This window comes from Pseudomonas sp. GW823-FHT02E01, from assembly GCF_058797535.1.
On the sequence record NZ_JBXAJS010000006.1, the window covers coordinates 488540 to 499793 of the forward strand.

Here is an 11254-nt window from a genome sequence, read left to right on the forward strand (position 1 = left end):
CATGCGCGCCATACCTCTACTTTCGCTTCTGCTCAGCGGCTGGTTCATCGTTCCAGCCCAAGCCGGTGAAGCCCAGGACTGGTTGACCCGCCTGGGCCAGGCAGAGCAACAGCAAAGCTTTCAGGGTACTTTCGTCTACGAGCGTAACGGTAGTTTTTCTACCCATAACATCTGGCACCGCGTCCAGGATGGAAAGGTCCGCGAGCGTTTGATCCAGCTCGACGGTTCCGCTCAGGAAGTCGTTCGCATTGATGGGCAAACCCAATGCGTCAGCGGCACACTGATAGCAGGGCTTGGGGACTCCCCGAACTCCGCCGCCCGTGCACTCGATCCTCAAAAGCTCAAGAATTGGTATGACCTGGCCGTCATCGGCAAGTCGCGTGTCGCCGGGCGTTCGGCGGTGATCGTATCGCTGACACCCCGTGATCAGCACCGCTACGGTTTTGAACTGCATCTGGACAAGGAAACCGGCCTGCCTCTGAAGTCCTTGCTACTGGACGACAAGGGGCGGTTGTTGGAGCGCTTCCAGTTCACGCAAATGGATACCGCTGACGTCCCTTCCGAACAAGACCTGCAGGCCAGTAATGATTGCAAGCCGGTCAATCTCGAAAGTGACAAGGCCTCTGCCGTCAAGGCTGCCCAAGTCTGGCGTTCCGACTGGTTGCCGCCCGGCTTCGAGCTGACCAGCAGCACCGCTCGCAAGGATCCGCAGACCAAGACCCAGGTCAATAGCCTGATGTATGACGATGGCCTGACGCGTTTTTCGGTATTCCTCGAGCCGTTGAATGGCGCAACAGTCACCGACACCCGTACTCAGTTGGGGCCGACCGTTGCGGTTTCCCGGCGCCTGGCCACGGCACAGGGCGACATGATGGTGACTGTCGTTGGCGAGATACCGGTCGGTACTGCTGAACGGATAGCGCTTTCAATGCGCACCGACGCCGCTGCAACCAAGCAGTGAGCTGAATTTGAAATGTTTCGTGAGCATTTCAGTTTGCAAAAATCCCGTAAATTTTTTATAGGTCAGAGCCCCTCGGCTCTGGCCTTGTTTGTTGTTCCCGGAACAAAAATACCGGCGTATTGTTCCCGGTGTTCCTTGCTCCATATCGCTTAACCATGCTCGTCGTAACGGGAGCCGTATGTCGATACCACGCTTGAAGTCCTACCTTTCCATTATTGCCACCGTGCTGGTGCTCGGTCAGGCGGTCACCGCCCAAGCGGTCGAATTGCCTGATTTTACGCAACTGGTCGAACAGGCCTCGCCTGCGGTCGTGAACATCAGTACCACGCAAAAGCTGCCGGATCGCAAAGTCAACCAGCAGATGCCCGACCTCGAAGGCTTGCCACCGATGCTGCGCGAGTTCTTCGAACGGGGCATGCCGCCACAATCGCGCTCACCTCGTGACCGTCAGCGCGAGGCAACCTCCCTGGGTTCGGGTTTCATCATCTCTTCCGATGGCTATATCCTGACCAATAATCACGTGATCGCCGATGCTGACGAAATCCTCGTCCGCCTGGCCGATCGCAGCGAAATGAAAGCCAAGCTGATCGGTACCGATCCACGTTCCGACGTGGCGCTGCTGAAAATCGAAGGCAAGGATCTGCCCGTGCTCAAGCTCGGTAAATCCCAGGACCTGAAGGCTGGCCAATGGGTTGTCGCGATCGGTTCGCCATTCGGCTTTGACCACACGGTGACCCAAGGTATCGTCAGTGCCGTCGGTCGCAGCCTGCCGAACGAAAACTATGTGCCGTTCATCCAGACCGACGTGCCGATCAACCCGGGTAACTCCGGTGGTCCGCTGTTCAACCTCAACGGTGAGGTGGTCGGGATCAACTCGCAGATCTATACCCGCTCCGGTGGCTTCATGGGCGTGTCGTTTGCAATCCCGATCGACGTGGCCATGGATGTTTCCAATCAGCTGAAATCCGGTGGCAAGGTCAGCCGTGGCTGGCTGGGCGTCGTGATTCAGGAAGTGAGCAAGGACCTGGCCGAGTCGTTCGGCCTGGAGAAACCGGCCGGTGCGCTGGTCGCCCAGATCCAGGACGATGGTCCGGCTGCCAAGGGCGGCCTGCAAGTTGGCGACGTGATCCTGAGCATGAACGGTCAGCCAATCGTCATGTCGGCCGATCTGCCGCATCTGGTTGGCGCGTTGAAGGCTGGCAACAAGGCCGATCTGGAAGTGATTCGTGACGGCAAGCGCAAGAATGTCGAATTGACGGTCGGCGCGATTCCGGAAGAAGGCAAGGAGCTGGATGCGCTGCCAAAATCCAGCATTGAGCGCAGCAGTAATCGCCTGGGTGTTTCCGTGGTCGAGCTGACTGACGAGCAGAAGAAAACCTACGACCTCAAGGGTGGTGTGCTGATCAAGGAAGTGCAGGACGGCCCTGCTGCCATGATCGGCTTGCAGCCGGGTGATGTGATCACCCATCTGAACAACCAGGCCATCGGTTCCACCAAGGAGTTCGCGGACATCGCCAAGGCGCTGCCAAAGAACCGTTCGGTGTCGATGCGGGTACTGCGTCAGGGGCGTGCGAGCTTCATCACCTTCAAGCTGGCTGAATAACCCGGTTGTTGGTTGCATAAAAAACCGCCTCGAAAGAGGCGGTTTTTTGTGTCCGGACCTTTTATCGCCGGGGCGTCAGCCCATCATGTCCTTGATCATGCGCTCTTGTTCCATCAGCTCGCGTTGCCGCGCGTCGATCCGCGAAGACAGCGGGAAGTTGCTGCCAGCCCTGCGTTTGGCGAAGTCCAGTTGCTGAATGGCCTGTTTGTAGTCCCCGACCAGCGCAAAGTATTCAGCGCGAGCCTGATGCAGGCCGATGATATTGCCCGACAGGCCGCGCGTCTCGGCAACCTGATACCACACGTCCGGGTCATCCGGGCGGGACTTGAGCAGGCTTTCGAGGGCTTTCTCCGCATCCGCAGTACGGTTTTGCTTGAGCAGCAGGTCGACGCGAATCTGGTTCAGCGGGTAGTTGCCAGAGTATTGGCCCATCAACCGGTCAACCCGGGACTGGGCATCCGCCAGGCGATTATTGGTGATATCCAGATCGACCTGAGCCAGGTTGTAGATGATTTCGTTGGGTGACTTGGCCAGCAACTGCTTGAGGTTTTCCCGTGCTTCGTTCAGTTGGCCGCCCTTGATCTGGGCGATCGCCAGGCCGTAGCGTGCCACGTCGTTTTTCGGGTTCTCGTCGAGCTGGGCGCGGAAGCGCTTGGCGCCAAGCCCCGGGGTTTCTTCATAGATCAGCTGTACGCGTGCGCGGATCAGTTGGTAGCGCATGCTGTCTTCGATACCGCCCTTTGGAAACTGTTCGGCGCGGTTGCGGGTGTCGGCGATACGCGATTCGGTGACCGGGTGGGTCAGCAGAAATTCCGGTGGCTTGGCATCGTAGCGGTACTGACGCCCCAGCCGTTCGAACATGGTTGGCATCGAGCGGGGATCGTAACCGGCTTTTTCCAGATTGAGGATGCCGATACGGTCGGCTTCCTGCTCGTTCTGGCGGGAGAATCGCCGCTGTTCCTGGATGGCTGCGGCCTGTGTGCCGGCAATGGCCGCGATCCCGGCGTCACCGCCACCGGCGGCTGCCAGCACGATACCCGCCAGCAATGCAGCCATCATGGGTACTTGCATGCGTTGCTGCGCTTCGACGCCCCGGGCAAAGTGGCGCTGCGACAAGTGAGCCAATTCGTGCGCCAGTACCGAAGCGTATTCGCCCTCGGTCTGGGCGTTGAGGAACAAACCACCGTTCACCCCGACGATCCCGCCCGGCGCTGCAAAGGCGTTGAGCTGCGGGCTGTTGATCAGGATGAATTCCAGGCGTCGGTCAGTGACCTGGCTGGTCTCGACCAGTCGGTAAACGCTGGATTCCACGTAATTCTTGAGCTGCGGATCGTTGAGCTGCGAAACCTGACTGCGCAACATTGCCAGCCAGGCGCGGCCGAGCTGGTATTCCTGTTGCGGAGAGACAATGGCAGAACTGGCGTCGCCGAGTGACGGCAGGTCGTCGGCAAAGCCCGGTGAGGCGAGCAGGCAAGCGAGCGTCAGCAGGGTGGGGCGCAAAAAAGTCATGCACAAAGCCTTAGTCGACAAAGACCTTACTGTAGCCGGACACCGGCGTTGCGACCAGATATTCTAGGCAACACAACCACCTGACCCGGAGTGATGCAATGACCGACGCTGTAGAGCATGACGTTGAACTGGACGCCAGCGGCCTGAATTGCCCGTTGCCGTTGCTCAAGGCCAAGATGGAGCTCAACCGGCTGGCCAGTGGCGCGGTGCTCAAGGTCATCGCCACCGATGCGGGTTCGCAACGCGACTTTCGCACCTTTGCCCGATTGGCCGGTCATACCCTGCTTCGTGAAGAAGATGAGGCGGGTGTTTACCGCTACTGGTTGAAAAAAGCCTGAAATCGGCTGCGTTTACTCCTAAGGATTATTGATGTTCAAAGTGTTGCGCGACTGGATTCAGCGCTATTTCTCCGATGAAGAAGCGGTGGTGCTGGCTGTCCTGCTGTTTCTGGCGTTCACCGCCGTACTGACCCTGGGCGGTATGCTGGCGCCGGTGCTCGCCGGGATGGTGCTGGCGTACCTGATGCAGGGGCTGGTGGTGACCCTCGAGCGCCTGCGGGTGCCGGGCGGGGTCGCGGTGGGGTTGGTCTTTGCATTGTTCATGGGGCTGTTGCTGGTGTTTATCGTGGTGGTCGTGCCGTTGCTGTGGCATCAACTGATCACGTTGTTCAACGAGTTGCCCGGCATGCTCGCCAAGTGGCAGTCGCTGTTACTGCTGCTGCCCGAACGCTATCCGCATCTGGTGTCCGATGAGCAAGTACTGCAGGCCATCGAAGCGGCACGGGGCGAAATCGGCAAGTTTGGTCAGTGGGCACTGACGTTCTCGCTGTCGAGCCTGCCATTGCTGGTGAACATCATGATCTACCTGGTGCTGGTGCCGATCCTGGTGTTTTTCTTCCTCAAGGATCGGGCCATGATCGGCCAGTGGGTGCGCGGTTACCTGCCCCGTGAGCGGGCATTGATCACCCGGGTCGCCCATGAAATGAACCGGCAGATCGCCAATTACATTCGCGGCAAGGTCATCGAAATCTTCATTTGCGGTGGCGTGACCTACATCGCCTTTGTTGTCCTTGAACTCAATTACGCGGCGCTGCTGGCACTGCTGGTGGGGATTTCGGTGGTGGTGCCTTATGTCGGCGCCGTTGTGGTGACCGTGCCCGTATTTCTGATTGCACTGTTCCAGTGGGGCTGGAGCGATCAGTTCATATACTTGATGGCGGTCTACGGGATCATTCAGACGCTGGATGGCAACGTGCTGGTGCCATTGTTGTTCTCGGAGGCGGTCAACCTGCACCCGGTGGCAATCATCTGCGCAGTGCTGTTGTTTGGCGGGTTGTGGGGGTTCTGGGGGGTGTTCTTCGCGATTCCCCTGGCGACGCTGTTCAAGGCCGTGCTGGATGCCTGGCCGCGCAAGGAGCCGGAGGTCGCGCCGCTGCTTTAAGGGGCAGGTTTGATCGTTCAGTGGGGCTGATGACCCCTTCGCGAGCAAGCTCGCTCCCACAGTTGACCGAGTTGTTCAGAAAATCACGGTTAGCTGTGGGAGCGAGCTTGCTCGCGATGGCGTCCGAAAGAACGCCCGGAAATCAGGCCTTATTCAGAGCCTGGGCCGCGGCCAATACCGCATCGACATGCCCCGGGACCTTCACGCCGCGCCATTCCTGGCGCAACACGCCTTTGGCGTCGATCAGGAACGTGCTGCGATCCACGCCCATGTATTCCTTGCCGTAGAGCTTTTTCAGCTTGATCACGTCGAACAGTTGACAGATGGCTTCGTCCTTGTCGCTGATCAGCTCAAAGGGGAATTCCTGTTTGCACTTGAAGTTCTCGTGGGATTTGAGGCTGTCGCGAGACACGCCGAACACTTCGGTATTGGCGGCCTTGAACGCAGCGTATTGATCACGAAAGCCCTGCCCCTCGGTCGTGCAGCCCGGGGTGCTGTCCTTGGGGTAGAAGTAGATCACTACCTGCTTGCCTTTCAGGCCGGCGAGGCTGACGGTTTGCCCGCTGGTGGCGGGGGCTTCGAAATCGGCAACCGGTTGGTCGATGGCAACGGCCATGAAAGCTTCCTTACATTGGGTTCTGTGGGCGCCAGGGTTCGATCAGGGCATCGAGGTTCAGCGCGTCGGCAAAATCCAGGAACTGATCGCGCAGCCAGCTGATTTGCACGCCGGCCGGCAAGGTCACGGTAAACGTGGCGTTGAGCATGGTGCCGCCGGTCTGCGGAGCCTGATAAGTGTCGCAGGTGAGGTTTTCCAGCTCGACATTGTGGTCCATGAAGAACTGGCACAGCTCGTTGATGATGTCCGAGCGGTAGGCCGAGCTGACATAAGCGACGTACGGCAGGGCCTGAGGGCGGTTTTCCAGGGCCGCGCTGCGCACCACGTTGACCGTGAACGCATGCCGCTTGGCCAATACTGGCAGGCTGCCTTCCAGGCGTGCCAGGGCATCCCAGCTACCGGAGATTTCCAGCACCAGGGCACTGCATTCGCCATGGCGGGTCAGGCGAGAGGTGACAACGGCGCAGCGGTTTTCATGGCTGGCGCGGCACAGGACGTTGGTCAGCTCCATGGGGTTGGCGCCGAGGGCACTGATAACAAGGAATTGTTCGCGAACTGTGGGGGTGGACATGCAGCATTCCTAAAGCGATGAGCGGTCGGTACGTCCAGAGGGCGTTTTGCCGGGGCGAGCCTGCGGATGCGAATTCAGAAACCCCCAAGCGGCAGGTCGCGACGTGCTCCGGCAGGGCGGGAGCGAGAGGCGGCAACGCTGGATCAGGGCTTGTGATGCCGTAAATGGAGGCTGAAACCCGGCGCGCGAGCTTGTCTGTACCGATCAAAGTCTGAAGGGTAGCGAAAACCGGCGCCAAGGGGAATGGCGGCAGCACAGTACTTCGCTTGTGCAAGCATCTTGGCGCCAGTACCATTACGGCTCTCTTTTTCCGGCAGGAGCGGTTTCATGATTGCGGGCAGTATGGTGGCACTGGTCACACCCATGGATGCACAGGGGCGTCTTGACTGGGACAGCCTCAGCAAACTCGTGGACTTCCACCTTGAAAACGGCACCCATGCCATTGTCGCCGTCGGCACCACCGGCGAGTCGGCAACGCTTGATGTAGACGAACACATTGCCGTCATCAAGGCCGTGGTCAAGCAGGTCAACGGTCGCATTCCGGTCATTGCCGGTACCGGCGCCAACTCGACCCGCGAAGCCGTCGAATTGACCCGTAATGCCAAGGAAGCCGGCGCCGATGCCTGCCTGCTGGTAGTGCCGTACTACAACAAGCCGACCCAGGAAGGCCTGTACCTGCACTTCAAGCACATCGCCGAATCGGTCGACATCCCGCAGATTCTCTATAACGTTCCCGGCCGCACCTCCTGCGACATGCAGGCCGAAACCGTGATCCGCCTGTCCACCGTGCCGAACATCATCGGTATCAAGGAAGCGACCGGCGACCTCAAGCGCGCCAAGGCCATCCTCGACGGCGTAAGCAAGGACTTCATCGTCCTTTCCGGCGATGATCCGACCGCGGTCGAGCTGATCCTGATGGGCGGCAAGGGCAACATTTCCGTTACCGCCAACGTCGCGCCGCGTGAAATGGCCGATCTGTGCGAGGCCGCCCTCAAGGGGGATGCCGAGACTGCACGGGCAATCAACGAAAAACTGATGCCGCTGCACAAGGACCTGTTCATCGAAGCCAACCCGATTCCGGTGAAGTGGGCTTTGGTTGAAATGGGCCTGATGCACGAAGGCATTCGCCTGCCGTTGACCTGGCTGAGCACACCTTGTCACGAAACGCTGCGCACGGCCCTGCGCCAGTGCGGCGTCCTGGTTTAATTGAGGAAGTACAACGCATGAAGCGAATGGCCGGACTTTCCGCACTTGCCTTGATTATCTCCAGCACCAGTGGCTGTGGATGGATCTGGGGCCCGGAAGGTTATTTCCGTGACCGTGGTAGCGATTACCTGGAAGCGCAACAGACTGCACCGATGCAAATGCCACCGGATGTCCGTACCGCCAAGCGTCTGGATCCGCTGTTGCCGATCCCGCGCAACGTGGCCGATGACACCGCCAAGGGCGAATACATCGTTCCTCGGCCGCAGCCGCTGACCGCGGGTGCTGACGCCGGTGCCTACTCCCTGCAGAAGAGCGGCGGCTCCAGCTCCATCCTGGCGCAGAATCCGCCGGCTGAAGTCTGGCCCGTGGCCGTTCAGTTCTTCCAGGACAACGGTTTCCGTCTGGATGAACAGCGTCCGCAAACCGGTGAATTCACCACGACCTGGCAGCATTCCGATGAACTGTCTGCGGCCATGGCCAAGCGCCTGAGCGCGGCCGGCGTCAGCACGGACAGCGAAACCCGCGTGCGGGTGCGCATCGAGCCGGGCGTGCAGCGCAATACCAGTGAAGTCTATGTGGTCAGCGCCGAGCGTCCCGCCGGCAGCACCGCCGACGTGGCCTTCACCAACCGTTCGGTCAACACTGGCCTGGACGCGGCACTGGTCGACGACATGCTCGCGAGCATGAGCCGTATCTCCGAGAAGGGCGGTTCGGTTTCCATGCTGGCTTCGCGTGATTTCGACGCGCCAAGTCGTGTCAGCCTGAGTGAAGACGGCAGCGGCAACCCTGTGCTGAACGTCGGTACCGACCTGGATCGTGCCTGGTCGAGCGTCGGTCGTGCGCTGGAACAAGGCGAATGGCGTGTTGAAGACATCAACCGCAGCCTGGGCCTGTACTACATCAACCTGGCCGAAAAAGCCGAGAGCAAAGACGACAAGCCAGGCTTCTTCAGCAGCCTGTTCGGCAGCGCGCCGAGCAAGGAAGAGCTTGAGGCCCGCGCCGAGCGTTATCAGGTTCGCCTGAGCAAGGTTGGCGAGAACGTCCAGGTCACCGTAGAGAAAAACATCAACACCGTGGCGCCGGCCGATGTGGCGCGTAAAGTGTTGAGCAAGATTCAGGACAACCTGGGCTGATCCTATGCGTTTTGCCGTTCTCGGCAGCGGTAGTCAAGGGAACGGCACGCTGATAGCCAGCGCTGATACGTACGTATTGGTGGATTGTGGTTTTTCCCTGCGGGAAACCGAAAAACGCCTGCTGCGCCTGGGTGTGAACCCTGCGCAGCTGAGCGCGATACTCGTGACCCACGAACATGCCGACCACGTGCATGGCGTGGGTTTGCTGTCTCGGCGCTACAATCTGCCTGTCTACCTCAGTCGCGGGACCTTGCGCGGGATGCGCAAACCTATTGAGCCCGCAGGCTTTCTGGCCGGCGGCGATCAACTGCAAATCGGCGACTTGAGCATCGGTGTCATTGCCGTGGCCCACGATGCACAAGAACCGACGCAATATGTTTTCAGTGACGGTTTACGGCGCTTCGGCCTGTTGACCGACCTGGGCTCGTATTGTGACAAGGTGCTGGACGGCTATCGGGACCTCGATGCGTTGATGATCGAGTCCAATCACTGTCGTGACATGCTGGCTCGCGGTCATTACCCGTACTTTCTCAAGCAGCGGGTAGGCGGTGAACTGGGGCATTTGAATAACCACCAGGCGGCATTCCTGGTGGCCGAGCTGGGCTGGAAAGACCTGCAACACCTGGTCCTGGCCCATCTGAGCAGCAAGAACAACCTGCCGCGGCTGGCCCGGCAATGTTTTGTCGACACCCTTGGGTGCGACCCGGACTGGCTGCAACTGGCCGATCAAGATTCAGGGCTCGATTGGCGACATATCGCCTAGCCCATCTACTTAGCAAGCGGAGCCCATCATGGAAAAACGTGAAGAACTCTACCGCGGCAAAGCCAAGTCGGTTTACAAGACCGACGACGCTAACCGCTTGATCCTGCTGTTTCGTAACGACACCTCGGCGTTCGACGGCAAGCGCATCGAGCAGCTCGACCGCAAAGGCATGGTGAACAACAAGTTCAACGCCTTCATCATGCAGAAGCTCGAAGCGGCCGGCGTGCCGACCCAATTCGACAAATTGCTGGGCGACAACGAATGCCTGGTGAAGAAGCTCGACATGATCCCGGTCGAATGCGTCGTGCGTAACTACGCCGCCGGCAGCCTGGTCAAGCGTCTGGGTGTCGAAGAGGGCATGAAGCTCAACCCTTACACCTTCGAGCTGTTCCTGAAGGACGACGCCAAGGGCGACCCGTTCATCAACGAATCCCACGTCGTGGCCTTTGGTTGGGGCACCGCCGAGCAACTGGTGCGCATGAAGGAGCTGTCGCTCAAGGTCAACGAAGTCCTGAGCAAACTGTTCGACGACGCCGGCCTGCTGCTGGTCGACTTCAAACTGGAGTTCGGCGTGTTCCACGATGGCTCCATCGTGCTGGGCGACGAATTCAGCCCGGACGGCTGCCGTCTGTGGGACAAGGCCACCGGTAAGAAAATGGACAAGGACCGCTTCCGTCAGGGCCTCGGTGATGTCATCGAAGCCTATGAAGAAGTCGCCAATCGCCTGGGCGTACCGCTTTAACCGACGCAAGCATCTGATAGCACAGAAATATTTCGCTTAGGGGGTTCGCTTCCTGCGAAAGTGTTGTTATGATGCGCGCCGTTGGAGAGATGCCAGAGTGGCCGAATGGGACGGATTCGAAATCCGTTGTACCTTCACCGGTACCTAGGGTTCGAATCCCTATCTCTCCGCCATTATTGAACAAGACGAAGCCCCTGTAATCGTTAAAGATTACAGGGGCTTTTTCGTTTCTGTCGTATTGGTCGGGTGTTTCGTGCCCCGGCATTTTCGATGCGATGCCTGCTGTGCTCTTGGGATCCGCCGGGTATCCATTTGCCGTAGGGCTTTCTCACCGTTGTATCTATATGTCCAGGTGATGTGGTTTGGGTTCGTTGCTGCCCCAGTGCTTTATATAGATGCTGGAGGTTCTCATGGTGGCGGCCCGGGTGCTTTGGCAAGGAAGAAGAATTTTCAGGTGGGGGGTTGACCACGTATTTTAATACTGTATTATTCGCCTCCCGCTAACGAGCAGTTTGATGTGGCTCTTGGTTTAAGTAGTTGATTTTGTTGAAAAATCAGAAACTTTTAAGGTTGCAAATTGAAAAGATGCGCTGTAAGATGCGCACCTCGGTTGAGACGAAAGATCTTAACCAGCCGCTCTTTAACAACTGAATCAAGCAATTCGTGTGGGTGCTTGTGGAGTCAGACTGCTAGTCAACAGATTATCAGCA

General features: G+C 58.8%; 11 protein-coding genes and 1 tRNA gene. 9 read left to right on the forward strand and 3 right to left on the reverse strand.

Annotated features, from left to right (window positions below; genetic code table 11):
* Nucleotide 1 precedes the first annotated feature (1 nt).
* Both AC1RDQ_RS17845 and AC1RDQ_RS17850 read left to right on the forward strand, forming a co-directional pair.
* The gene (locus AC1RDQ_RS17845; protein ID WP_057716022.1) at nt 2-961 is read left to right on the forward strand and encodes a MucB/RseB C-terminal domain-containing protein; all 960 of its coding nucleotides are present in this window, start codon (nt 2-4) and stop codon (nt 959-961) included.
* Nucleotides 962-1139: 178 nt separating this feature from the next.
* The gene (locus tag AC1RDQ_RS17850) at nt 1140-2564 is read left to right on the forward strand and encodes a DegQ family serine endoprotease (RefSeq protein WP_090453675.1); all 1425 of its coding nucleotides are present in this window, start codon (nt 1140-1142) and stop codon (nt 2562-2564) included.
* Between the two features lie 75 nt (nt 2565-2639).
* Here the strand turns inward: AC1RDQ_RS17850 and AC1RDQ_RS17855 are convergent, their stop codons facing one another.
* Entirely contained in the window at nt 2640-4073 is a 1434-nt protein-coding gene (locus AC1RDQ_RS17855) for a M48 family metalloprotease (protein ID WP_057716020.1), read from the reverse strand.
* 98 nt (nt 4074-4171) lie between these two features.
* On the opposite strand from AC1RDQ_RS17855, the gene AC1RDQ_RS17860 reads away from it, so the two are divergent.
* Both AC1RDQ_RS17860 and AC1RDQ_RS17865 read left to right on the forward strand, forming a co-directional pair.
* On the forward strand, nt 4172-4411 hold the full coding sequence (locus tag AC1RDQ_RS17860) for a sulfurtransferase TusA family protein (protein ID WP_007979782.1): 240 nt from the start codon (nt 4172-4174) through the stop codon (nt 4409-4411).
* Between the two features lie 31 nt (nt 4412-4442).
* A complete protein-coding gene (locus AC1RDQ_RS17865) occupies nt 4443-5513 on the forward strand; it encodes an AI-2E family transporter (RefSeq protein ID WP_057716019.1) in 1071 nt (356 codons plus the stop codon).
* Nucleotides 5514-5655: 142 nt separating this feature from the next.
* On the opposite strand, the gene AC1RDQ_RS17870 is transcribed toward AC1RDQ_RS17865, so the two are convergent.
* Both AC1RDQ_RS17870 and AC1RDQ_RS17875 read right to left on the reverse strand, forming a co-directional pair.
* Nucleotides 5656-6129, reverse strand: coding sequence for a peroxiredoxin (locus AC1RDQ_RS17870; RefSeq protein WP_110658539.1), 474 nt, complete (start codon nt 6127-6129; stop codon nt 5656-5658).
* A 10-nt stretch (nt 6130-6139) separates the two neighbouring features.
* A complete protein-coding gene (locus AC1RDQ_RS17875) occupies nt 6140-6700 on the reverse strand; it encodes a glycine cleavage system transcriptional repressor (protein ID WP_007979776.1) in 561 nt (186 codons plus the stop codon).
* A 327-nt stretch (nt 6701-7027) separates the two neighbouring features.
* Between AC1RDQ_RS17875 and dapA the strand changes: the two genes are divergently transcribed.
* From dapA to AC1RDQ_RS17900, 5 genes are all read left to right on the forward strand, one after another.
* Nucleotides 7028-7906, forward strand: a complete 879-nt coding sequence (dapA, locus tag AC1RDQ_RS17880; protein WP_056720657.1) for a 4-hydroxy-tetrahydrodipicolinate synthase — start codon at nt 7028-7030, stop codon at nt 7904-7906.
* A 17-nt stretch (nt 7907-7923) separates the two neighbouring features.
* On the forward strand, nt 7924-9039 hold the full coding sequence (bamC, locus tag AC1RDQ_RS17885) for an NlpB/DapX family lipoprotein (protein WP_057716016.1): 1116 nt from the start codon (nt 7924-7926) through the stop codon (nt 9037-9039).
* A 4-nt stretch (nt 9040-9043) separates the two neighbouring features.
* Nucleotides 9044-9802, forward strand: a complete 759-nt coding sequence (locus AC1RDQ_RS17890; protein ID WP_057716015.1) for an MBL fold metallo-hydrolase — start codon at nt 9044-9046, stop codon at nt 9800-9802.
* Between the two features lie 28 nt (nt 9803-9830).
* Nucleotides 9831-10544, forward strand: a complete 714-nt coding sequence (gene purC / locus AC1RDQ_RS17895) for a phosphoribosylaminoimidazolesuccinocarboxamide synthase (protein ID WP_007944067.1) — start codon at nt 9831-9833, stop codon at nt 10542-10544.
* Nucleotides 10545-10627: 83 nt separating this feature from the next.
* Nucleotides 10628-10717: transfer RNA gene (locus AC1RDQ_RS17900), tRNA-Ser, on the forward strand.
* The last annotated feature ends 537 nt before the right edge of the window (nt 10718-11254 follow it).